Origin of the sequence: Amycolatopsis sp. SID8362 (assembly GCF_010550475.1) — a bacterium.
Classification (GTDB): Bacteria; Actinomycetota; Actinomycetes; order Mycobacteriales; family Pseudonocardiaceae; genus Amycolatopsis; species Amycolatopsis eburnea.
In genome coordinates, this window is the sequence record NZ_JAAGNB010000132.1 from 1 (window position 1) to 21,223 (window position 21,223).

A 21,223-nucleotide genomic window follows, 5' to 3' on the forward strand; every position below is an offset into this window, starting at 1 on the left:
GCGCAGGCGCTGGGCGGGGTCCGGGCGGCCTACGAGCTGGCCGAGCCGTCGCTGCGGCTGCCGGTCACGTCGGCGACGTTCCACGGGCGGGACGTCTTCGCCCCCGCGGCCGCGCACCTCGCGCTGGGGGTCGAGCCCGCGGCGTTCGGCGACCCGGTCACCGACCTGGTCACGATGCCGGAACCGTTCGTCGCGGCCTTCCCCGGGAAGCTGGTGTCGGAGGTGCTGACGGTCGACCACTTCGGCAACGTCCAGCTCGCCGCGACGCCGGCCGACCTCGAGCTGTCCGGGCTGACCGGGGCGGTGTCCGTGCACAGCGAGCGGGTCGCGGTCACGACGGTGCTCGGGCGGACGTTCGCGGACGTCCCCGCCGGCGCGAGCGTCCTCTACACCGACTCGGCCGGGCGGCTCGCGGTCGCCGTCAACGGCGGTTCGGCGGCCGCGGTGCTGGGGCTCGGGCCCGCCCAGGAGTGCACGATCACCTCGTCGCCCACCGCCAGCTGACCCGGGCGCAGCACCGCGGCCTTCATCCCGAAGACCACGCCGCCGTCGGCGTGCCGCCGGTAGGTCGCCAGCGTACGGATCGGCTCCGGGCCGGCCTTCTCGCCGGTCTCCTGGTCGACCATCGGCACCGTGCAGCGCACGCACTGCTTGGCGTAGCCGAACTCCGCGGTGCCCGCCGCCATCGCGCGGACCTCGTCTTCGGTGTGCGGCTCGAGCCAGCCGGAGACGACGACGTTGGGGCGGAAGCGGTCCATCGGCACGGGTTCGCCGCCGCGTTCGAGGATGCGGGCGTTCAGTCCGTCCAAAGAGGACTCGGACGCGACGAGCAGCGCGTGCCCGTCGGCGAAGGCGGCCGTGCCCGGCGTTTCCCCGCTCGTGACGCGTTCGTGGTCCGGCGCCACTCCGATCAGCACCGACGGCAGGCCGAGCAGGTCCGAGAACCACTCGGCCGCGGCTTCTCCTTGGTGGACGCCTTCGCCCTGCCAGGAAAACGTCGAACCCGGGTGCCGGGGGCCGTCGCGGCGGATGTCGAGCTCGAGGTCGCCGTGGCCCGGCGCGGACAGCGCGAGCCGGTCGCCGAGCACCCGCGGCCGGACCGCGGCGAGCACCGGGTAACGGCGCTGGCTGCGGAAGTCGCCGTCGGGCGCGACGACCTGGAAGACCCGGTCGTGGGCCAATCCGGCGGTCCCGGCCTCGGCGACCGGCACCGAAGTGCCGGCACACCCCTTGACCGGGTAGTACGTCAGCCGCGCGATCCTCGCCATGCCCGCAGGCTACCCGGAGGACGTCCCGGGGCCGGACCGCATTTCCGGAGACGCCTGGCCGTCGCGGCCGGTGCCACGCTCTTGACGCGCGAGTCAGGAGAGGATCGGTCGGTCACCATGACTTCGGACCAGGATCGCCCACGGATTTCGGTGGTCATCCCCACGTACAACCGTTGCGACATGCTGCGCACCACCCTCGAACACCTCACGCGGCAGCAGCTGCCTGCCGCCGAGTTCGAGGTGATCGTCGCCGACGACGGGTCCTCCGACGCGACGGCGGAAGTGGTCCAGTCCTTCGCGGACCGGCTGCGGGTGAAGTACCACTTCCAGGAGGACCTCGGGTTCCGGGCGGGGACCGCGCGCAACGCGGGGGCGGCGCTGGCCACCGCACCCATCCTGTTCTTCCTGGATACCGGGCCGCTGTTCGGCACCGACCTCCTGCTGCGCCACCTCGCGGCGCACGGCCAGGACACCGAACGCCGGGCGGTCATCGGGTACGCGCACGGGTACAGCCCGGAGAAGGACACGTCCTGGGTCACCGAGGCCGTGGAACGGCTGGGGCCGGAGGAAACCGTCGCGCGCTACGCCGACGACCCCGATTTCCGCGACGTCCGGCACGAGCAGCTGATGAACGTCAAGGCCGGCACCGATCTCCTGCCCTGGCGGCTGTTCTGGACCATCAACTGTTCGCTGCGCTTGGCCGACTTCCGCGCGGTGGGCGGCTTCGACGAGCGGTTCCACGGCTGGGGCGGGGAGGACACCGAACTCGGGTTCCGGCTGTCGCGCCACGGCGTGCGGTTCGAGGTCGTCGAGGACGCGTGGGTGGTCGACCTGCCGCACGAGCGGGAGCAGTTCGACCTGTGGGAACAGTTCGCCCAGAACATGCTCCACTTCCTGGCGGAGCATCGCGAGCCGGTCGTCGAGATCGGCTGGGCGCTGGCCGTCAAGCACCTCTTCATCAGCTACGAAGAGGACTACCGCGCCCTGGTGGAGTGGCAGGAGCGGGCGCGCGACACGGACGTGGCGGCCGAGCTGGCCGAGGCCGTGCGGCACCTCCCGCCGGGCGCGAAGATCGCCGTTCTCGGGGCCGGCGCGGAAATCCCGGCGGCCGTGCCGCCCGCGGCCCTGCTGGACTTCGACGCCGCGCTGCTGGCGAAGGCGACCGCGTCGGGACGGCACACCGGGCACCACACCATGGGCCTGCGCACGGCGTTGCCCGACCAGTCCGTGGACGCGGTGATCGTCACGTCGAGGATGGCCGGGCTGTGGGACCGGTGGCGCAACGAGCTGCTGGCCGAAGCCCGCCGCATCGGCCGCGAAGTGCGCGTCCCGGACGGCTTCTGAGCGCGGGCGTCAGAGCACCTGGGACAGGAACCGCTGCAGGCGCGGGCTTTGCGGCTCGTCGAAGAGGCGGGCCGGCGGGCCCTGCTCGACGATCTTCCCCGCGTCCATGAACGCCACCTCGTCGGCGACGCTCCTGGCGAACCCCATCTCGTGCGTGACCACGATCAGCGTCAGACCCCGCTCCGCCAGTCCTGCCATCAGGTTCAGCACGCCCTTGACCAGCTCGGGGTCGAGCGCGCTGGTGGCCTCGTCGAAGAGCATCACCTCGGGGTCCATGGCCAGCGCCCGCGCGATCGCGACGCGCTGCTGCTGACCGCCCGAAAGCGCGCTCGGGCGGTACGGCGCCTTGTCCGCGAGGCCGACCTCGGCGAGGCGGGCGCGCGCGATCTCCGCCGCTTCCTCCTTGCCGAGCTTCTTCACACTGCGCAACGGCAGCACGATGTTGTCCAGCACGCTCCGGTGGCCGAAGAGGTTGAAGTGCTGGAACACCATGCCGACGCGCTGGCGCAGCGCGTCCGGGTCGGCCTTGATCACCGACTCGCCGTCGAGCAGCAGGTCGCCGGAATCGGGCTCCTGCAAGCGGTTCACGCACCGCAGGAGCGTCGACTTGCCGGAGCCGGACGGCCCGATGACGCACGTCGTCTTGCCGCTGGGCACCTTGAGGTCGACCCCGCGCAGGACTTCCAGCGTGCCGAAGCTGACGTGGATGTCGCGAAGCTCCACACTGGACGTTCGCACCGCCGTCGTCACCACGTGGTCACCCTCCCGCCGGGGCTGAGCTCCACCGGGTCGCTGTCGTCCGGGTCGTCGACCCGGACCTTGCGGCCCGTCCGGAGCTTCTTGTCGATGTAGTTGACCAGGTGCGTCAGCGGCACGGTGATCACCAGGAAGAACACCCCGGCCGCGACCAGCGGCGAGAGGTTGCCGGTGTTGGCCGCGAGGTCCTGGCCGATCCGGAACAGCTCGCGTTGCCCGGACAGCAGCCCGAGCACGTAGACGAGGCTGGAGTCCTTGACCAGCGCGATGAACTGGTTCACCAGCGCCGGCAGCACGCGCCGGACGCCCTGCGGGATGATCACCAGCAGCATCGACTTGGAGTAGCTCATCCCGAGCGCCCGGCTGGCCTCCAGCTGGCCCTTGTCCACGCTCTGGATGCCCGACCGGAAGATCTCGCCGATGTACGCGGCGGCGATCAGGGACAGCGCCAGGATGCCCATCGGGTACGGGTTCGTGCCGACGACGTCCCGCGCGAGCGTGCCGAGCCCCTGGCCGATCAGCAGGATCGTCAGGATGGCCGGCAGCCCGCGGAAGATGTCGGTGTAGATCCGCGCCGGCCAGCGCAGCCACCACTTGGTGGACAGGCCCATGACGGCCAGCAGCATGCCGACCACGGTGCCGATCAGCGCCGAGGACACCGACAGGACGAGCGTGTTCAGCAGGCCGGTCTTCAGCAGGTCCGGCAGGACCTGGGAAATGTAGTCCCAGTCGAGAAAGGTGTTGATGAAGTCGTCCATTGTGGACTACTGCCCCGCCTTGAACTCGGCGGGCACGGGCGCGGTGGGCTCGAACTGGTCGTGCACCTTGACCCAGGTGCCGTCCGCGATGACCTTCTTGAGGCCGTCGTTGATCTTGTTGATCAGGTCCGTGTTGCCCTTCTTGAACGCGAACCCGTGCGGGATGGTCGTGGTGATCGCCTTGGTCACCTTGAGCTTCGCGTCGGCGTTGTTCTTCGCGTAGTCCTCGGCGGTGGCCTGGTCGAACACCGCGCCGTCGATCGCGCCGGTCTTGAGCGCGTTGAGGGCGGCCGCGTCGTTCGGGAAGCGGACGGCCTGCGCGGTCGGCGCGTTCGAGCCGAGCCAGGTGTCCGACACCGTGCCCTGGACGACGCCGATCCGCTTGCCCGCCAACGAGTTCTCGTCGGTGATGCCGGCGGTTTCCTTGGCTTCGATGCCGAGGGCCTGGTAGTTGTACGGCGCGGAGAAGTCGACGGTCTTCTTGCGGGCCTCGGTCTGGGAGATCGCCGAGCTGCCGATGTCGAACGTGCCGTTGGCGACCTGGCCGAGCAGCGCCGAGAACTCCGTCGCGGCGAACTCCAGCTTGAGGCCTTCCTTGGCCGCGATGGCCTTCAGCAGCTCGTTGTCGAACCCGGTGTAGTTGCCGTTCTCCTGGTAGGCGTTCGGCTTCGAGTCGCTCAGCGTGCCGACCCGCAGGGTCTTGCCGTCGCCGCCGTCCGAGCCGCCGCACGCCGTGAGCGCCGCCAGCAAGGTCGCGGTGAGCGCCGTGACCAGTGTCTTCTTCATGCTTCTCCTAACCCTGGAACCCGGCCGGCACCGGAGCGGTCGGCAGGAACTGCTGGTGCAGCTTAAGCCAGGTCCCGTCGGAGATCACCTGCTTGAGCCCGTCGTCGACCTTCTTGAGCAGGTCGGCGTTGCCCTTCTTCACCGCGAACCCGTGCGGCACGTCGGTGACGAAGCTCTTCACGACGACGAGCTTGGCGTCCGGGTTGTCGGTGACGTTCTTCTCGGCGATGCTCTGGTCGAGGATGTACGCGTCGACGGCGCCGGTCTTCAGCGCGGTCAGCGCGGCGGCGTAGTCGGGGAAGCGCACGGCCTGCGCGGCGGGCACCGTGCTGGTCAGCCAGTGGTCGCCGACGGTCGCCTGGATGACGGCGACGCGCTTGCCCGCCAGGCCCTTCTCGTCGGTCACCGGGGTGCCCTGCTTGGCCTGGATGCTCATGGTTTCGAAGTCGTAGGCCGCGGAGAAGTCGACCGTCTTCTTGCGCTCGTCGGTCTGCGCGATCGCCGAGCTGGCGATGTCGAAGCGGCCGGACGCGACCTGGCCGAGCAGCGCGGAGAAGTCGGTCGCGGCGAACTCCAGCTTCAGGTTCTGCTTGGCCGCGATGGCCTTGAGCAGCTCGTTGTCGAAGCCGGTGTAGTTGCCGTCCTTCAAGTAGATGTTGGGCGGCGCGTCGCTCAGCGTCCCCACACGCAGCGTCGAGGAAGCGCTCTCGGAACCCCCGCCGCACGCGGTGAGCGTGAGGGCGGCGGCCAGCACGGTGACGATCAGCTTCTTCATGTCACGCACCCGCGTTCTTGACCGGCAGCCCGGGGCCGCCCTGCTGAAGTTCCTTCGACAGCGGCGTGTTCTTGTAGAACTGGCCGTAGATCCGGGCGACCGTACCGTCGGCGACGGCCTTCCGCAGCCCGTCGTTGAGCTTGTTCAGCAGATCGGTGTTCGTCTTGGCCACCGCGAACGCCGACGGGGTGTCCTTGTCCTCGACCGTGTAACCGAGCTCCAGCGGCACGCCGGGGTTTTGGTCCAGGTACTTCTGGCCGATGTCCTGCGGCACGACCCAGCCGTCCAGCGTGCCGTTCTTCAGCTGCGCGAAACCCGCGTTGTAGTCGGGGAAACGGACGACCTGGGCCCCGGCGGTCTTGCCGGCGAGCTCGTCCTGCACCGAACCCTGGACCACGCCGAGGCGCTTGCCCGACAACGCGGCGACGTCCTTGAGGTTGGCGCCCTTCGCCGTGACGACCGTGGTGAAGCCGGTGTTGTAGCCGTCGGAGAAGGCGACCGTCTTCTTGCGCGCCTCGGTGCTCGAGATCGTCGAGCTGCCGATGTCGAACTTGCCGGTCGCGACGCCGGCCAGCAGGCTGGAGAACTCGGTGCCGACGAACTCGACCTCGAAGCCCTCACGCTTCGCGATGTCGCGCAGCAGCTCGTTGTCGTAGCCGGTGAAGCGGCCGTTCTCCAGGTAGATCGACGGCGGGGCGTCGCTCAGGGTCCCGACGCGCAGGGTCTTCGTCCCCGCGTCGGAACCACCGCAGGCGGCCAGGGTCAACGTCAGCGCGCCCGCGGTCAGGGCGGCGGCGATCTTGGACAGCGTGGATCTCATCGCTTCTTCCATGGTGGGAATGAGCGCCGGGCAGCGCTCGCGGGGTCAGCGATCGAGATTAGGGATTTCGCCCGTTCGAGTGGATTCGTTCCATTCTGTGGACGGGTGCGTCAGCTCACAGGATCGGCTGCGGCGCGTAGCCCGCCGCCTCGGGGAACCGCTCCAGGAGCTGCCCGACGCGCTCGGCCACCTGCGCCACCTGGCGCCCGGCCGTCCCGGTGAACGAGATCCGGTCGGCGAGGAGTTTGTCCAGCTCACCGCGGTCGAGCGGGATGCGCTCGTCGGCGGCGAAGCGGTCGAGCAGGTCGTTTTCCGCGCGGCCTTCGCGCATTTCGAGCGCGACGGCGACGGCGTGCTCCTTGATGGCTTCGTGGGCCGTCTCACGTCCGACGCCGCCGCGGACCGACGCCATGAGCACCTTCGTCGTCGTCAGGAACGGCAGGTAGCGATCCAGCTCACGCTCGATCACCGCCGGGAAGGCGCCGAATTCGGTGAGCACCGTGAGGAAGGTCTCCAGCAGGCCGTCGAGCGCGAAGAACGCGTCCGGCAGCGCGACGCGGCGGACGACCGAGTCGGAGACGTCGCCCTCGTTCCACTGGTCGCCGGCCAGCTCGCCGATCATCGACAGGTAGCCGCGCAGCACGACGGCGAGGCCGTTCACGCGCTCGCACGAGCGGGTGTTCATCTTGTGCGGCATGGCCGAGGAGCCGACCTGGCCGGGCTTGAAGCCCTCGGTGACCAGCTCGTGGCCCGCCATCAGCCGAATCGTCTTGGCCAGGCTGGACGGCGCCGCGGCGAGCTGGACCACAGTGGACAGCACGTCGAAGTCGAGCGAGCGCGGGTACACCTGGCCGACGCTGGTGAACCGGCGGTTGAAGCCCAGGTGCTGCATCACGCGGTCTTCCAGCTGGTCCAAAGTGGACTCGTCGCCGAGCAGGTCGAGCATGTCCTGCGCGGTGCCGACCGGGCCCTTGATGCCGCGCAGCGGGTACCGCTCGATGAGGTTGTCGAGCCGCTCGAAGGCGACCAGCAGCTCGTCGGCCGCGGTGGCGAACCGCTTGCCGAGCGTGGTGGCCTGCGCGGCGACGTTGTGCGAACGCCCGGCCATGACGGTGTCCGCGTGCTCGACGGCGAGCGCGGCCAGCCGCGCCAGTACGGCGGCGACGCGGGTGCGGACCAGCTCCAGCGAGCGGAGCAGCTGCAGCTGCTCGACGTTCTCGGTGAGGTCGCGCGAGGTCATGCCCTTGTGGATGTGCTCCTGCCCGGCGAGGTCGCTGAACTCCTCGATCCGCGCCTTGACGTCGTGCCGGGTGACGCGCTCCCGCTCGGCGATCGAGTTGAGGTCGACGGTGTCCAGGACTCCCTCGTACGCCTCGACGACGCCGTCCGGCACCTCGACGCCAAGGTCCTTCTGCGCCTTGAGAACGGCGAGCCAGAGCTGCCGCTCCAGGACCACCTTGTGCTCCGGCGACCAGAGCGAAACCAGCTCCGCCGAGGCGTAGCGGGCGGCGAGCACGTTCGGAATGCGGGGCTTGTCCGTCACGCCCTCACGATACCCGCGTGGATGGTCAGGCTCGTCGTGGCGCCCGGTTCGAGCCTGGTCAGCGGGCCGAGCACCTCCAGCTCGACGATCCGGGCGGGCGGGTCGAGGTCGCCGAGGGACGCCAGCGGCGCCGGGAGCGGGTGCTCCAGCCAGATCTCCAGCGGCGAGCCCTCGTCGGGGTACTCGCCCGCCGGGTCGACGTCGAAGCTCAACGTCAAGGCGCCGTAGGAAACCCAGCCCGCGGTGCCCGGCACGCCGAGCTTGCCGACGACGTCCTGCGGCGGCACGACCAGCCGGTCACCGTCCACTGTGTACTCCGGCGTGCCGGTGCCCGCGACCAGCGCGACGACGTCGGGGCGCCGAAGCCCCGCGGTGACCGTGCCGCCGCCGGGCAGCTGGGTCACGTTCCACAGTGCCCAGCGGACCGGGCGGTCGGCGGTGTTGAGCGCGGTCAGCCGCAGTGCGTAGCCGTTGTCGAGGAGCGTGATCTCGCGCGTGAACCGTAAGCCGGTGCGCGGGTCCGGCGCACTGGTCATGGTCGCCGTGTCCCCGTCGAGGGCCAGTGCGTACGGGCCGGAGTCCAGGACCGGATCGGGCGGGCTGGGCCACTGGTCCGGGCGGTCCCAGCCCTGTGGCGCGGGACACGGAAAGCAGCCGCCCGCCCAGCTCCGGGACCAGGCCGAGACGCAGGTCGCCGCGCTCGAGCCAGGTCACCATTCGGCGAACCCGCCGTCGTCGTGCCGCCAGACCGGCGAGTGCCAGCGGTGCCCGATCTCGTCGGCGCGGCGGACGGCTTCTTCGTCGACCTCAATGCCGAGCCCGGGCCTCAGCGGGCGGGCCGCGTAGCCATCCTGGAAGGCGAAGATCGACGCGTCCGCGAGGTACTGGTGTTCGCGGCCCTCGTGGTAGTGCATGCCGACGCTCTGTTCCTGGATCAGGAAGTTCGGCGTCGCGAACGCCACCTGCAGCGACGCCGCCAGGGAGATCGGGCCGAGCGGGCAGTGCGGGGCGAGCGAAGCGCCGTACATCTCCGCGAGCGCGCCGATCCGCCGCAGCTCGGAGATGCCGCCCGCGTGCGAGGGGTCCGGCTGGACGACCGCGACCCCGGCGTCGAGCACCGGCTTGAACTCCCAGCGCGAGTAGAGCCGCTCGCCGAGCGCGATCGGCACGGTGGACGCCTCGACGACCGAGCGCAGCGCGTCGCCCTGGGTCTCCGGCAGGATCGGTTCCTCGACGAACATCGGCTGGACGTCTTCGAGCAGCTTGACCAGCCGCCGCGCCATCGCGGGCGAGACGCGGCCGTGGAAGTCGATCGCGAGGTCGCGGTGCGGCCCGAGCACCTCCCGCGCCTCCCACGCGCGCGCCACCGCGGCTTCGGCCTCGGCGGGCGACGCGATCGCCGTGAGTGGGCCGGCGACGTTCATCTTCACCGCGGTGAACCCGGCCTCGACCTGCGCGGACACGGCTTCGCGGATGCCGGACGGCCGGTCGCCGCCGACCCAGCTGTAGACCCGGACGCGGTCGCGGACCGGGCCGCCGAGCAGCTCGTGCACCGGCGCGTCGCGCACCTTGCCCGCGATGTCCCACAGCGCGTGGTCGTAGCCGGCGAGCGCGCTGGAAAGCACCGGCCCGCCGCGGTAGAAACCGCCGCGGCGCAGCACCTGCCAGTGGTCTTCGATGCGCAGCGGGTCCTGCCCGATCAGCAGCTCGGACAGCTCGTGGACGGCCGCGCGCACGGTCTCCGCGCGGCCCTCGACCACGGGCTCGCCCCAGCCGCAGACGCCCTCGTCCGTGCTGAGCTTGAGGAACAGCCAGCGCGGCGCGACCAGAAACGTTTCGACCCCGGTGATCTTCACCCGTGTCCCCCAGCTACGCGGAATCCTTGGCGGCGGACCAGCCGCCGTCGACGGTCAGCTCGGCCCCGGTGACGAACGACGCGGCGTCCGAGAGCAGGAAGGCGATCACGTTCGCCACTTCGGCCGGGTCGCCGAGCCGGCCCACCGGCGTCGCCCGGGCGCTGCGCTCGCGGTCTTCCGGCGAGATGCGCGCCCAGGCTTCGGTGAGCACCGGCCCCGGCAGCACGGAGTTGACCCGCACGCCGGGGGCGTATTCGACGGCCAGCTGCCGGGCCAGCGCGACCAGCGCCCCCTTGCTGGCGGCGTACGCGGGGTGGCCCGGCAGCCCGAAGTGCGCGTGCACCGACGAGACCAGCACGACCGCGCCGCCGTTCTTCCGCAGCGACGGCAGGCAGGCCTTCAGGGCGAGGTAGGTGCCAGTGAGGTTGACGTCGAGCTGGCGTTCCCACTCGGCGCGGCCGATCTCGTGCAGGGGTCCGGTGCTGGGGACGTAGGCGTTGCTGACCAGGGCGTCCACCTCGCCGATTTCCGCCCAGGTCGCTTCGTCGCTGACGCTGCCCCGGATCGGGACGACGCCGTCGGGGAGTTCGGCGATGTCGACACCGAGCACGCGGTAGCCGTCCGCCAGGAGCTTCCGGGCGGTCGCCTTGCCGATCCCGGACGCCGCTCCGGTCACCACCGCCGTGCGCGTGGCCATCGCCTTCTCCTGTTCCTGGAACTCGGACCCCTGAAGGATAACTCCTAAATTAGGATTTGAAAGCCCGGACTCCGGCGGCATCGCGCCGGAAGACGTGCCAGGCTGGCCTGCGGAACCGGCGCGGAGATCGCCGTCCGGGTCGAAACGCTTGAGGAGCACGCATGGCTGAACTGGTCTTCGTCGGGTGCTACACCGGTGAAGCGGGCAACGGCACGGGGATCACGACGTTCTCGCGGTCTCCGTCGGGGTCACTGACCGAAATCGCTTCGCTGCCGTTGGAGTGTCCTTCGTGGCTGGTGCGGCACCCGTCGCTGCCGGTGCTGTACGCGGTTAACGAGACCGACACCGGCGCGGTGACGGCGCTGTCCTTCGACGCTTCGGGCTCGCTGTCGGTGCTGGGCACCCTGGAGACGGGCGGGGCGCACCCGTGCCACCTGGCGGTGACCCCGGACGGCCGTTTCCTGTTGTGCGCCAACTACACCGGCGGCAGCCTGGCGGTGTTCTCGCTGTCTTCGTCCGGCGCGCTGGAGTCCCGGACCGCGCTGGCGCAGCACTCCGGCAGCGGACCGCGCACCGACCGCCAGGAGGCGGCGCACGTCCACATGGCGGTCCCCGGCCCGGGCATCGTGAGCGCGGTCGACCTCGGGACGGACGAAATCCGCAGCTACACGCTGACGTCGTCCGGTGGCCTGGAGCCGCTGGCGGTGTCCTCGCTGCCGCCGGGCACGGGCCCGCGCCAGCTGGTCCGCCGGCCGGGCACGGAGCTGGCGTACGTCGTCGGGGAGCTGGCCGGGACGTTGGTGACGGTCCGGGAGACGTCGCCGGGCGCGTTCTCGGTGGTCGCTTCGACCGCGTCGACGCTGTCACCGCCTTCGGTGCCGAACCTGGTGGCGCACCTGGAGCTGACCGACTCGCGCCTGTACGTGTCGAACCGCGGCCCGGACTGCGTCACGGAGTTCGCCCTCGACGAGGCCGCCGCGGTGGCCGACCAGCCCTGCGGCGCGAACCCCCGCCACTTCGCGCTGGTGGACGGCACTTGCTACGTGGCGGCGCAGTCGGAGGACGCGATCACGGCGTTCACGCTGACCGCGTCGGGGGAGGCGGAGCCCAGGTACTACCCGACGGGGTCGCCGACGTTCGTGCTGCCGGTTTCGCTGCCCTGACGCCTAGGATTACCTCCCGCCAGTCCGCCAGCTGAGAGGCCCTCCCTTGAGCGAACACCGGCCACGCGGGTTGCACGGCCAGACCGTGGAGGCACTGGCCAGCCGGATCCTCTCCGACGAGTGGGGCGAGGGCACCGTCCTCGACCTGCCGGCACTGCGCGAAGAGCTCGACATCAGCCTGACCGCCCTGCGCGAGGCGCTCAAGGTGCTCGCCGCGAAGGGCATGATCGACGCCCGGCAGAAGCGCGGCACGTTCGTCCAGCCGCGCGAGAAGTGGAACATGCTCGACGCCGACGTCATGCGCTGGCAGACCGCGGCCGCCGACGACCCGGGCCTGCTCGACGAGCTGACCGAGGTCCGCGCGGTCGTGGAGCCGGCCGCGGCGCGGATCGCGGCCGGGCGCGCGTCGGAAGAGGACATCGCGGGGCTGCGGGAAGCGCTCGCCGAGATGGCCGCGGCCGGCGACGCGGAGGCGAGCGTCGAGGCCGACCTCGCCTTCCACCGGCGGCTGATGGCCGCCACCCACAACAACTTCCTGATGCGGATGGAACGGGTGATCGCGATCGGGCTGGCCGAGCGCGACAAGCTGGTGCACGGGGCGTCGTCGGCGGAGGACCCGGTGCCGAGCCACCGCAAGGTGTTCGACGCGATCGTCGCCGGCGACCCCGCGGCCGCCGAACAGGCGATGCTGGCCTTGGTCACGAAGTCCCGCGACGACCTGGAGCGGGCTCAGCGCGAGTCGTGAGCGCTCAGGCCAGCGCGGCCTGGAGCATCCGGGCCGCGGCCGCGCGGGGTTCGGGGTCGATCTCGATCAGCGCGTTGACGACGGCGCCGTCGACCAGCGCGATCAGGCGCTCGAGCTCGACGGCGGACACCGGGGTGCCCGAGCGGGCGAAGATCTCCGCCAGCAGCTCGTTGAGCTGGGCCGACAGCGTCCGCATCAACGGCCGCAGGTACGGGCGGCGGCCGGTCGCGACCAGGCGCTCGTAGCGCAGGAGAACCGCTTCGGCGTCGGCCTCCGCGTCACCGCTCTCCGGGCCGAGCAGCATCTCCAGCACCAGCTCGACCGTCGCCTGCACGCCGCGGTTGCGGGTCGCGAGCTCCTCGAGCCGGCGCCGTCCCGTCTCCAGCTCGGCGTTCGAGTGGTGCTCGACGGCCGCCGTGACCAGGTCCTCGAGCGAGTCGAAGTAGTACGTCGTCGACGCGAGCGGCAGGCCGGCCCGTTCGGCGACCGCCCGGTGCCGGACCGCGTCGAACCCGCCCTCGACGAGCAGCTTCGCGGCGGCCTCGACGAGCGCGGCGCGGCGTCGCTCCCCCTTCGGGGTGGTCGCTCCGGTCATGGCCGGTCATTCTGCCAACCGGGCGAACCCGGGCTCAGAAGCGGGGCGCGAGTGCGCGCGCGAACTGGTCCAGTTGCCCCGCGTACGGCGCCGTCGCCCCGCTCGCAGGCACGCTGATCAGCAGCAACGAGCCACCGGACGCCGTCGTGACCCGAGCCGTGACCGTGCCGGCGGGCTGGGACTTGAAGACCACCGGGATGCCCTTCGGGTACGCCGCCGCGGCGACTTCACCGCCCGGCACCTGGAACCCGGCCGAACGCGACGCCGTCGAACAGGCGCCGCCCGGGGACGCCTCGGAAACGGCGACGGGGACAGGGAGCTCGCCAGCGAGGGCGATGGCGAGCTCCCTGTCCACCTGTTCGCACCCGGAGGCGCCTTCGGCCAGGTGGCCGGTCTTCCCGCCCCCGTCACCCCCCTGCTGAGGTGGCTGGGCCGGGAAGTTCGGTGACTCCCCACCGACTTGAGGACGCATCGAGCCGTCCCCGGGTTGCGCGGAGCCGGCGTCCGATTGCGCCGACACGGCGTTGTCCTTGGCCGCGGTCAACAACCCGGGGGTACCCCCGGAGAGCAGTCCGTACGCACCGAATCCGACGACGACCAGCGCGGCGGCGCTCACGCCCGCGGTGATCCGGTTGCGGCGGCGCACGGTCTGGCGGCGGGATTCGCGGACGACGTCGTCCTGGGAGAACGTGGGTTCGGGTGCCTCCGGCGGCGCGGCGGAGAACAACGAGCGCAGCTCCTGCTCATCCATTGGTCTCCACCTCCCGTTCCAGCACCTGCTTGAGGTTCGCCAGCCCGCGCGCGGTCTGGCTCTTCACGTTGCCTTCGCTGCAGCCCAGCGCCTTCGCCGCACTGGTCACGTCGAGCCCTTCGAAGTACCGCATGACCAGCACCGCCCGCTGCTTGGGCGGCACTTCCTTCAGCGCCGCGAGCAGGTCTTCCCTGGTCGCGACGAGGTCGTCGAGGCCGGGCGAGTCGTCGGCGGGCTCGGGCAGCGTCTCGGTCTGCCACTCACGCCGCCACGGACGCCGCGATTCGTCGATCGACGCCCGGACGAGCGTCGTGCGGACGTACGCGTCCGTCGCCGCGCGATCCCTGATCTTCTTCCACCTCCGGTGCAGTGCGACGAACGCCGTCTGCGCGAGGTCGTCCGCCCGGTGCCAGTCACCGCACAGCATGTACGCGGTCCGGCGCACGGCGTCCCGCCTGGCGGCGAAGTACTCCGCGAACTCCTCCTCGTCGCGCTGGTCCACGCGCAGTCGTGCTCCGCTCTGGTTGTCGTTCGCCCATGAGGACGGAATCAGGGGCGTCCACGGTTGCATGGACCGAGTGGGTTCGACCACTCCGGGGCTCATTGATCCCCACGAGGTGGTTGTGATGTGATCGCTCTGTGACCTTCACGCTGCCGCCGCTGGATTTCCGCTCCGACACCGTCACTCGTCCGGATGAAACGATGCGCGCGGCGATGGCGTCCGCCGAGGTCGGTGACAACGTCCTCGAGCACGACCCGACGGTCGCCGCCCTGGAGGAACGCGCCGCGCACGTCCTGGGCATGGCGGCCGCGCTCTGGGTGCCGAGCGGGACGATGGCCAACCTGATCGCGCTGAGCCTGCACCTGCAGCGCGGCGACCGGTTCCTGGCCACGCGGGGGGCGCACGTGCTGTCCAACGAGCTGGGCTCGGCCGCGTGGCTGGCCGGCGGCATGCCGGACATCCTCGAACACGACGGCGGCCCGGGCCGCCCGTCTCCCGACGCCCTCGCGGCCGCGATCGGACAACCCGGGCCGTACTTCACATTACGGACATCGCTGCTCTGCCTGGAGAACACCCACAACGCGGCCGGCGGCGCCGTGACCCCGCCGGACGAGCACGCCCAGCTGCTGTCCGTCGCGAAGGAAGCCGGCCTGACCGTGCACCTCGACGGCGCCCGGCTCTGGCAGGCCGCGGTCGCGCTGGAGGTGCCGCCCGCCGCGCTGACCGTCGGCGTCGACACCGTGTCGGCCTGCTTCAGCAAGGGCCTGGGCGCGCCGGTCGGCTCGGTCGTCGCGGGCAGCAGGACGTTCGTCGAGCGCGCCCGCCGGATGCGCCAGATGCTCGGCGGCGGCGTCCGGCAGGGCGGCGTGCTGGCCGCGGCCTGCCTGGTCGCGCTGGACCGCATCCCGGACCTGGCCGACTCGCACGAGAACGCCGCGCGCCTCGCCGACGGCCTGCGCGAGTACGGCTGGCCGACGAACGTGCCGGACACCAACATCGTGCTCGCCGAGGTGCCCGACATCCCGACCGCGCTGAGCTGGCTCGACTCGCTCGGGGTCCGCGCGGTGCCGATGGCGGGCAAGGTCCGGTTCGTCACCCACCGGGACCTCAGCGCGACCGACGTCGAAGAAGCCCTGCGCCGGATCAAGACCGGCGCCTGACGCACTGGGGGACCCGTGAACTGGATCGTGTTCGACTACGGCGACGTGCTGAGCAAGCCGAGCGCCGCCCGCCCCGACCTGGCCGCGGCGATGGGCGCCTCGCTGCCGGAGTTCGAAAAGGCGTACTGGGACCTGCGGCTCCCGTACGACGCCGGCAGCACCCCGCTGGAGTACTGGCAGAACGTGGGCCAGGCGCTCGGCGTGCCGGTCGACGAAGCGCTGTCGGCCGAGCTGACCCGCATCGACGTCGAGGGCTGGGGCCACCTGGAGCCGTCATCGGAAGCCCTGCTCGAGACGCTCGCCGAAGCCGGCGCGCCGCTGGCGCTGCTCTCGAACGCGCCGGTGGTGTTCGGCGAATGGGTCCGCGCGCAGGACTGGGTGCGGCACTTCCGCGTGACGCTGTTCTCGGGCGACGTCCGGTGCGTCAAGCCGGACGCGAAGATCTTCCGCCTGCTGCTCGACGAGCTCGGCGCGGAGCCGTCGGACTGCCTGTTCTTCGACGACCGCGAGTCCAATGTGGACGGCGCACGGGCGGTCGGGCTCAAGGCCCAGGTGTGGAACGGCGCCGACGCCGCCCGCGCCTGGCTGGACTGAACGACTCACCCACCCCGCACGGCCGCCTACCCGCCGTCATCCGCGTGTCCTAGGCTGGGCGCGTCCCTCCGCCGACTTCCCCGGTAGGTAGCCCATGGCGACGAGCGAACGACCGTCGGCCCGCGTCGACTTCGACCGGCCGAGCTTCGCTCGCGTCTCGGACGCGTTGCTGGGCGGGCAGAACAACTACGAGGCCGACCGCGCCGTGCTGCGGCAGATCCTCGACATCGCGCCGGAAGCCCCGGCGATGGCGCGGGAGATGCGGCAGTGGCTGGTCCGCGCCGTCCGCTACCTGACCGAACGGCTGGGCGTCGACCAGTTCGTCGACCTCGGCTCGGGCTTCCCGGCGGCGGAGAACACCCACCAGGTGGCGCAGCGGTACAACCCGGAGGCGCACGTCGTCTACGTCGACGACGACCCGGTGGTGGAAGCGCACAGCCGGGCCCTGCTCGTCGACAACGACTTCACGCACATCTGCGGCACCGACCCGCTGAACCCCGGCGAGACCCTCACCGGGGTGGCGCGGTACATCGACCTCGACCGCCCGGCCGGGCTCGTGCTGTGCGGAGTCGTCGACCACATCACCGACCTCCAGCAGGCGCAGCAGGTGGTCAAGTCCTACGCCGGCGCGCTCGCCCCGGGCTCGTACCTGCTCCTGCTGCACCACCACAACCCGCTCGACGCCACCGAGGCGGCCACCGTCGCGGCGGCACTCGAGGACCGGTTCGGCCGCACCGGGCTCGACACGCGCTACCGCGCGGAGGCCGAGATCGCGTCGTTCTTCGACGGCCTCGACCTGCTCGAACCCGGGCTGGTCGCGCCCCACCTGTGGTGGCCGGACGGGCCGCGCCTGGCGCCGCTGACGCCGGTCAACCGGACGGCGCTGGGCGGCGTGGCGCGAATCCCGTAAAGCTCTCAGTACCGGTTGATGCGCTTCGGGTCCTTGTTGCCGGTGATCGCCTTGTAGCCGGCCGCGCCGAGGAAGGCGATGCCGCCGATGATGGCGATCCACAGAACGGCCTTGAACACGAACCCGATCACGGCGCCCAGCACCATGAACGCCACCCAGGCGACGATCAGGCCGCCGACGATCTTCCAGAACATGGTTCCTCCGCTGTGTCCCCGTGGCCCCACCGGCCCGGTGACTCCAATGTGCCACCTCCGGCGGGGAAACTCCCCTTTGAAAGCCAACGTTCGGGGTTAAATCAGGGTTCCCCCTGGCCGAGCCAGGCACCGAGCCGCCGGACGCCTTCGTCGATGTCCTCGGCGCTCCCGGCGAAGGAGAACCGCACGTACTTCCCGCCGTCGACCGGGTCGAAGTCGACGCCGGGGGTGATGGCGAGCCCGGTGTCGGCGAGCAGCCGCTGGCACCAGCTCAGGCTGTCGCCGGTGTACGCGCTGACGTCGGCGTACGCGTAGAAGGCGCCGTCCGCGGGCGCGAGCTCGTTCAGGCCGATGCGGCGCAGGCCGGCGAAGAGCCGGTCGCGGTTGGCGCGGTACCGCTCGACGTGCGCGTCGGCTTCCGCGTACGCCTCGGGCGTGAAGGCGGCCAGCGCCGCGTACTGCGACACGGCGGGCGGGCAGATGGTGAAGTTGCCGGTCAGGACGTCGATCGCGCGGTGCAGGCGCTGCGGCGCGAGCATCCAGCCGAGCCGCCAGCCGGTCATCGCGAAGTACTTCGAGAAGCTGCCGAGCACGATCGGCTCCCGGCCGTACTGCCACGCGCAGTCGAGCTCGGCGCCGTAGGAGATGCCGTGGTAGATCTCGTCGCTGATCAGCTGAACGCCGTGCGACGAGCACCAGCCGGTGATCGCGGCGAGCTCACCGGGCGGCAGGACGGTCCCGGTCGGGTTGCTGGGGCTGGCGACGATCAGGCCGTCGATCGGGCCGAGCCGGTCGAGGAGCTCCACGGTGGGCTGGAAGTTCGTCTCGGCGGTGGTGGCGAACTCGACGACCTCGCAGCCCAGCACGGAGAGCAGGTTGCGGTAGGCCGGGTAGCCGGGCCGCGCCATGGCGACCTTCGCGCCGGGGTCGAAGGCACTGAGGAAGGCCAGCAGGAAACCCCCGGAGGACCCGGTGGTCAGGACGACGTCGTGCGCCTGGACGTCGACGTCGTACCGCCCCCGGTAGTGCCCGGCGACGGCCTCCCGCAGCTCCGGGATGCCGAGCTGTTCGGTGTAGCCGAGCGTGCTGTCCTGCAGCGCCTTCGCCGCGGCCTCGAGCACGGGCCGCGGCGCGGGCGCCGAGGGCTGCCCGGCCGCGAGCGACACGAGGTCGCCGTGACTGCGCTGCCGCGCACCGGCCGCGGAGAGGACGTCCATGACGTGGAAGGGCGGCACACCGGCCCGCAGCGCGGGACCGGCGAAGGCTCCGAGGTCGACCATGCGGCCAGGCTAGTTCTAGTAGCCCCGGTAGGCACCGCCGTGGGCCATGGCCTTGATCCCCGGCACGTTGTCGAGGCCGCCGTAGCGGTCGAAGGAGTACCGGACGCCCGCGATGATGTTGTCGACCGGGTTGTAGATGTTGTCGTGCCCGGGCAGCTTGTGCGCGTTGAAGGTCGAGTCGATGCACTGCATGAGCCCCTTGGACGGGTGCCCGGCGGCGGCGTTGGAATCCCAGTTGTTGATGGCGTTGGGGTTCCCGCCCGACTCGTGCTGGATGATCGCCCAGATCTTCGGGATGTCGGCGTCGGTCACCGGGATGCCCGCGGCCTGCAGGGCCTTCATGGCTTCCTGGATCCACTGCTGGACGTTGCCCGGGGGCGGGGAGGAGGGCGGGCCGCCGCTGGGGCCGAGGCCGCCGCCCCCGCCGCCACCACCACCGCCGCCTCCGCCACCACCGCCGTGGGAGGAGCCGTTGCTGTGGATGCCGCCGGTGCTCTTGGGGGCCGCGGCGGAGCTGGCCGGCAGCGGGACCTGGTCGTAACCGCCCTCGATCTGCTGGGACATCAGCTTCTGCGACGCCTTGATCGCGGTGTCGGCCTGGGCCTGCAAGCCGGCCACGTCCCCGTCGAACCCGGCGGTGATGTTGTGGATGTCGGTCGCGGCCTTCGCCTTGATCTCCGCGGAGGTCTGGGCGGGCGCCGGCAGGTTGTTGTCGCGCTCGTGGGCACGGGCCGCTTGGTCCGCCGCGTCCATCGCCTTCTGGGCCTGCTGGTTGCGCTCGTTGACCGCCTTCTCCGCGGCGAGCTGCTTGTCCCCGACGTTCTTCTTGACCTGCTCGAGGGTCGACGCGAGGTCGTCGAGGTCCTTGGCGACGTCCTCGAGGTGGGTCTGCACCTTGGTGCCGGCGTCGCGGACCTGGCGGACGTACTTGAAGAATTCGTCGGCCGCCGGGCCGGCCCACACGCCGCCGTTGAGCGCTTCCGTTGAATTCTTCAGCGACGCAGTGTGGTCACCGGCGTTCTTGCCCGCCTCGCGGAACTGCGCGGCCGCCGCGGTGATTTTTCCCAAATCGACCTTTTCGACCTGGTCGACCTTCTTCATGAAGGCTTCCCAGTTGTCCGGCGTTCCGGCGCCGCCCGGGTTCAATCCCACTCTGGTGCCCCCTGCTCAGTTCACTTGTCGACGTGCAGCTTGAGGTCACTCGCCCCGACCTGGTCGGTCTCGGCGACCAGCCCCGCGGCCTTGCGCATGGCGAACCCCAGTGCCTCCATGTGCTTGCCCGCCGCGTCGAACTGGTTGTGCACGCCGTCCTTGAACTTGCCGACGGCGCCGTGCGCATCGCCCTTGTCGTCCATCCCGCCGAAGGGGCTTTCCTTCTCGTGGTCCAAGCCGGTGACCTTCTGCTTGGACTTTTCGAACTCGTCCTTGAGCTTCTCCACCTGGCCGGCCGCGATGGCCATCGAGTCGGCGTCGTAGACAGGCACGGTTCGTCATCCCCTTCGGAAAACTTGTGTCCGCCCGATCCGACGTCGTCACGACCAGGACGGTTCCCGCGTTTACTTTATGACTTCCCGAGGGGTGCGCGTGCGGTTCCCGGCCAACTTCCACCCGGCGGGGCTCACGCCTCCGCCATCAGTTCCCGGATCCTCGTCGCGAGCAGCGCGTTGTCCGCCGGGGTCACCGTCGCCCACTCGCGACCTTCCCGGTCGGTCTGCACCTGGAACAGGTACCGCCCGGAGTCGGTGTCGAAGAACGCCACCACCCGGTTCGCGCGGTGGACGACGCCGTCGCGGCCGACGCGCTCCGCGCCGAACTGGCCGCGGGCTTCCTGGCCCAGCAGCATCCCGGACAGCTCCTGGGCCTGGAACAGCGCCACGCCGCGGTCCTCCAGCGCCGTCACCAGTGCCTTCGGGTCGCCCTTCGCCGCCGCGTCGGCCGACTTCAGGGTGCCGTACGGAATGCTCACCGTCTGGCCGATGCCCGGGGCCAGGTCGCCCGCCACCGAGACCGCCGCCTCCGCGAGGGCGTCCTCCGTCGCCGGGATCAGCCACACCTCCGCGTTGTCCACCACCGCCAGCACCGCCTGGCCGCGGTGGCTGACCGCGCGGCCGCGGATCTCGCGTTCCGCCCACACCCAGACGTCGACGCCGAACTGGGGGCGGGCGAGCAGGTGGAGCAGGTCGGTCAGCTCGCCGGACGGGCGGCGGTTGCGGGCCAGGCGCCGCTCGCCGAGCGACGCCCACGCCGACGCCACCAGCTCCGACCGCTCGGTGCGGGTGGTTCCTTCACTCGGCACGTCGATCGCGACGTGCCGCCGCGGCAGTTCGAACGACTCCCAGAGCACGTCGAACTCCGACGCCGACAGCACCAAGGACACGGTCAGCGACCGTCCGAACCGTGGTCGCCGATCACGTCGGGGGAAACCATCCGCTGGTCGGCGAACAGGTCCTGGTCGTCGACGCCGAAGCGGCGGATGTGCTCGGCGTCCTCCTCCTGCGGGGCCGCCTCCGACAGGAACCTCGTCTCGCCGCGCTGCTGCTTCGGGCTGATCTGCTCGGACTTCCGCAGCGCGACGGCTTCCTCCTCGGGCAGCTCACCGACCGGCAGCGGCCGCACCGGGCCCTTCGGCTGGCCCTTCTCCCGCCGCTGGCGTTCCTTGTCGCCGCTGAGCGCGCCACCGGCGGCGCCCGCGCCGACCGCCGCCGCGCCCGCGCCGATTTCGCCAG

General features: G+C 71.1%; 25 protein-coding genes and 1 pseudogene. 7 read left to right on the forward strand and 19 right to left on the reverse strand.

Features of this window, described 5'->3' with window-relative positions; translation table 11 throughout:
- Positions 1-504, forward strand: a 504-nt coding sequence (locus G3I65_RS04225) for an S-adenosyl-l-methionine hydroxide adenosyltransferase family protein (RefSeq protein WP_160694918.1), incomplete at its 5' end; no start/stop codon positions are given.
- On the opposite strand, the gene G3I65_RS04230 is transcribed toward G3I65_RS04225, so the two are convergent.
- Positions 387-1,268 carry an MOSC domain-containing protein gene (locus G3I65_RS04230; RefSeq protein WP_166639653.1) on the reverse strand — a complete coding sequence of 294 codons (882 nt, stop codon included), beginning with the start codon at positions 1,266-1,268 and terminating at the stop codon, positions 387-389. The two genes, G3I65_RS04225 and G3I65_RS04230, sit on opposite strands and share 118 nt — an antisense overlap.
- Before the next feature lie 117 nt (positions 1,269-1,385).
- Between G3I65_RS04230 and G3I65_RS04235 the strand changes: the two genes are divergently transcribed.
- Positions 1,386-2,612: a glycosyltransferase family 2 protein gene (locus G3I65_RS04235; protein ID WP_160694919.1), complete on the forward strand. Its 1,227-nt coding sequence runs from the start codon at positions 1,386-1,388 to the stop codon at positions 2,610-2,612.
- 9 nt (positions 2,613-2,621) lie between these two features.
- On the opposite strand, the gene G3I65_RS04240 is transcribed toward G3I65_RS04235, so the two are convergent.
- From G3I65_RS04240 to G3I65_RS04280, 9 genes are all read right to left on the reverse strand, one after another.
- On the reverse strand, positions 2,622-3,362 hold the full coding sequence (locus tag G3I65_RS04240) for an amino acid ABC transporter ATP-binding protein (protein WP_163046638.1): 741 nt from the start codon (positions 3,360-3,362) through the stop codon (positions 2,622-2,624).
- Entirely contained in the window at positions 3,359-4,126 is a 768-nt protein-coding gene (locus tag G3I65_RS04245) for an amino acid ABC transporter permease (RefSeq protein ID WP_160694920.1), read from the reverse strand. The genes G3I65_RS04240 and G3I65_RS04245 overlap by 4 nt, the downstream gene beginning before the upstream one ends.
- Before the next feature lie 6 nt (positions 4,127-4,132).
- Entirely contained in the window at positions 4,133-4,912 is a 780-nt protein-coding gene (locus tag G3I65_RS04250; RefSeq protein ID WP_160694921.1) for an ABC transporter substrate-binding protein, read from the reverse strand.
- 7 nt (positions 4,913-4,919) lie between these two features.
- Positions 4,920-5,687, reverse strand: a complete 768-nt coding sequence (locus G3I65_RS04255) for an ABC transporter substrate-binding protein (protein ID WP_160694922.1) — start codon at positions 5,685-5,687, stop codon at positions 4,920-4,922.
- 1 nt (position 5,688) lies between these two features.
- Complete coding sequence (locus tag G3I65_RS04260; RefSeq protein WP_160694923.1) at positions 5,689-6,507, reverse strand: ABC transporter substrate-binding protein; 819 nt, start codon at positions 6,505-6,507, stop codon at positions 5,689-5,691.
- A 115-nt stretch (positions 6,508-6,622) separates the two neighbouring features.
- Positions 6,623-8,050 (reverse strand): adenylosuccinate lyase, encoded by a 1,428-nt coding sequence (gene purB, locus G3I65_RS04265; protein WP_160694924.1) that lies wholly within the window; start codon positions 8,048-8,050, stop codon positions 6,623-6,625.
- Positions 8,047-8,586 carry a hypothetical protein gene (locus G3I65_RS04270; RefSeq protein WP_160694925.1) on the reverse strand — a complete coding sequence of 180 codons (540 nt, stop codon included), beginning with the start codon at positions 8,584-8,586 and terminating at the stop codon, positions 8,047-8,049. Before G3I65_RS04270 ends, purB begins: the two co-directional genes overlap by 4 nt.
- 174 nt (positions 8,587-8,760) lie before the next feature.
- Entirely contained in the window at positions 8,761-9,906 is a 1,146-nt protein-coding gene (dgoD, locus tag G3I65_RS04275) for a galactonate dehydratase (protein WP_160694926.1), read from the reverse strand.
- Between the two features lie 13 nt (positions 9,907-9,919).
- Positions 9,920-10,603, reverse strand: a complete 684-nt coding sequence (locus tag G3I65_RS04280; protein WP_160694927.1) for an SDR family NAD(P)-dependent oxidoreductase — start codon at positions 10,601-10,603, stop codon at positions 9,920-9,922.
- A gap of 161 nt (positions 10,604-10,764) precedes the next feature.
- Between G3I65_RS04280 and G3I65_RS04285 the strand changes: the two genes are divergently transcribed.
- Positions 10,765-11,766: a beta-propeller fold lactonase family protein gene (locus G3I65_RS04285; protein ID WP_160694928.1), complete on the forward strand. Its 1,002-nt coding sequence runs from the start codon at positions 10,765-10,767 to the stop codon at positions 11,764-11,766.
- A gap of 46 nt (positions 11,767-11,812) precedes the next feature.
- Positions 11,813-12,511, forward strand: a complete 699-nt coding sequence (locus tag G3I65_RS04290; protein ID WP_160694929.1) for a FadR/GntR family transcriptional regulator — start codon at positions 11,813-11,815, stop codon at positions 12,509-12,511.
- 4 nt (positions 12,512-12,515) lie between these two features.
- Here G3I65_RS04290 and G3I65_RS04295 read toward each other — a convergent pair whose 3' ends face one another.
- From G3I65_RS04295 to G3I65_RS04305, 3 genes are read right to left on the reverse strand one after another with little or no spacing between them, the layout of a single operon-like run.
- On the reverse strand, positions 12,516-13,106 hold the full coding sequence (locus tag G3I65_RS04295) for a TetR/AcrR family transcriptional regulator (RefSeq protein ID WP_160694930.1): 591 nt from the start codon (positions 13,104-13,106) through the stop codon (positions 12,516-12,518).
- A 34-nt stretch (positions 13,107-13,140) separates the two neighbouring features.
- Positions 13,141-13,857, reverse strand: a complete 717-nt coding sequence (locus G3I65_RS04300) for a hypothetical protein (protein ID WP_160694931.1) — start codon at positions 13,855-13,857, stop codon at positions 13,141-13,143.
- Positions 13,850-14,359, reverse strand: coding sequence for a SigE family RNA polymerase sigma factor (locus G3I65_RS04305; RefSeq protein WP_160694932.1), 510 nt, complete (start codon positions 14,357-14,359; stop codon positions 13,850-13,852). Before G3I65_RS04305 ends, G3I65_RS04300 begins: the two co-directional genes overlap by 8 nt.
- 137 nt (positions 14,360-14,496) lie before the next feature.
- Here G3I65_RS04305 and G3I65_RS04310 point away from each other — a divergent pair, with 137 nt between their 5' ends.
- The 3 genes from G3I65_RS04310 to G3I65_RS04320 all read left to right on the forward strand — a co-directional run bounded on the left by G3I65_RS04310 (position 14,497) and on the right by G3I65_RS04320 (position 17,023).
- Positions 14,497-15,519 carry a low specificity L-threonine aldolase gene (locus tag G3I65_RS04310; RefSeq protein WP_160694933.1) on the forward strand — a complete coding sequence of 341 codons (1,023 nt, stop codon included), beginning with the start codon at positions 14,497-14,499 and terminating at the stop codon, positions 15,517-15,519.
- Between the two features lie 15 nt (positions 15,520-15,534).
- Positions 15,535-16,113 (forward strand): HAD family phosphatase, encoded by a 579-nt coding sequence (locus G3I65_RS04315; protein WP_160694934.1) that lies wholly within the window; start codon positions 15,535-15,537, stop codon positions 16,111-16,113.
- Positions 16,114-16,207: 94 nt separating this feature from the next.
- On the forward strand, positions 16,208-17,023 hold the full coding sequence (locus tag G3I65_RS04320) for an SAM-dependent methyltransferase (protein WP_160694935.1): 816 nt from the start codon (positions 16,208-16,210) through the stop codon (positions 17,021-17,023).
- Positions 17,024-17,028: 5 nt separating this feature from the next.
- On the opposite strand, the gene G3I65_RS04325 is transcribed toward G3I65_RS04320, so the two are convergent.
- From G3I65_RS04325 to G3I65_RS04350, 6 genes and pseudogenes are all read right to left on the reverse strand, one after another.
- Complete coding sequence (locus G3I65_RS04325; protein WP_086856441.1) at positions 17,029-17,217, reverse strand: hypothetical protein; 189 nt, start codon at positions 17,215-17,217, stop codon at positions 17,029-17,031.
- A 101-nt stretch (positions 17,218-17,318) separates the two neighbouring features.
- Positions 17,319-18,497 carry a pyridoxal phosphate-dependent aminotransferase gene (locus tag G3I65_RS04330; RefSeq protein WP_160694936.1) on the reverse strand — a complete coding sequence of 393 codons (1,179 nt, stop codon included), beginning with the start codon at positions 18,495-18,497 and terminating at the stop codon, positions 17,319-17,321.
- 15 nt (positions 18,498-18,512) lie between these two features.
- Positions 18,513-19,649 (reverse strand): transglycosylase SLT domain-containing protein, encoded by a 1,137-nt coding sequence (locus G3I65_RS04335; RefSeq protein WP_160694937.1) that lies wholly within the window; start codon positions 19,647-19,649, stop codon positions 18,513-18,515.
- Positions 19,650-19,669: 20 nt separating this feature from the next.
- A complete protein-coding gene (locus tag G3I65_RS04340) occupies positions 19,670-19,981 on the reverse strand; it encodes a hypothetical protein (RefSeq protein ID WP_160694938.1) in 312 nt (103 codons plus the stop codon).
- 134 nt (positions 19,982-20,115) lie between these two features.
- Complete coding sequence (locus G3I65_RS04345; protein WP_160694939.1) at positions 20,116-20,874, reverse strand: ESX secretion-associated protein EspG; 759 nt, start codon at positions 20,872-20,874, stop codon at positions 20,116-20,118.
- A gap of 2 nt (positions 20,875-20,876) precedes the next feature.
- Positions 20,877-21,223, reverse strand: a pseudogene (locus G3I65_RS04350) (hypothetical protein); the annotation flags it as partial.

Bases quoted from the DNA above. Each gene is read 5' to 3' on its own strand.
- G3I65_RS04270 (WP_160694925.1), bottom strand. From the start codon at position 8,586: ATGACCAGTGCGCCGGACCCGCGCACCGGCTTACGGTTCACGCGCGAG.
- G3I65_RS04295 (WP_160694930.1), bottom strand. From the start codon at position 13,106: ATGACCGGAGCGACCACCCCGAAGGGGGAGCGACGCCGCGCCGCGCTC.
- G3I65_RS04255 (WP_160694922.1), bottom strand. From the start codon at position 5,687: ATGAAGAAGCTGATCGTCACCGTGCTGGCCGCCGCCCTCACGCTCACC.
- G3I65_RS04325 (WP_086856441.1), bottom strand. From the start codon at position 17,217: ATGTTCTGGAAGATCGTCGGCGGCCTGATCGTCGCCTGGGTGGCGTTC.
- G3I65_RS04260 (WP_160694923.1), bottom strand. From the start codon at position 6,507: ATGAGATCCACGCTGTCCAAGATCGCCGCCGCCCTGACCGCGGGCGCG.
- G3I65_RS04250 (WP_160694921.1), bottom strand. From the start codon at position 4,912: ATGAAGAAGACACTGGTCACGGCGCTCACCGCGACCTTGCTGGCGGCG.
- G3I65_RS04230 (WP_166639653.1), bottom strand. From the start codon at position 1,268: ATGGCGAGGATCGCGCGGCTGACGTACTACCCGGTCAAGGGGTGTGCC.
- G3I65_RS04235 (WP_160694919.1), top strand. From the start codon at position 1,386: ATGACTTCGGACCAGGATCGCCCACGGATTTCGGTGGTCATCCCCACG.
- G3I65_RS04280 (WP_160694927.1), bottom strand. From the start codon at position 10,603: ATGGCCACGCGCACGGCGGTGGTGACCGGAGCGGCGTCCGGGATCGGC.
- G3I65_RS04245 (WP_160694920.1), bottom strand. From the start codon at position 4,126: ATGGACGACTTCATCAACACCTTTCTCGACTGGGACTACATTTCCCAG.
- G3I65_RS04320 (WP_160694935.1), top strand. From the start codon at position 16,208: ATGGCGACGAGCGAACGACCGTCGGCCCGCGTCGACTTCGACCGGCCG.
- G3I65_RS04285 (WP_160694928.1), top strand. From the start codon at position 10,765: ATGGCTGAACTGGTCTTCGTCGGGTGCTACACCGGTGAAGCGGGCAAC.
- G3I65_RS04330 (WP_160694936.1), bottom strand. From the start codon at position 18,497: ATGGTCGACCTCGGAGCCTTCGCCGGTCCCGCGCTGCGGGCCGGTGTG.
- G3I65_RS04300 (WP_160694931.1), bottom strand. From the start codon at position 13,857: ATGGATGAGCAGGAGCTGCGCTCGTTGTTCTCCGCCGCGCCGCCGGAG.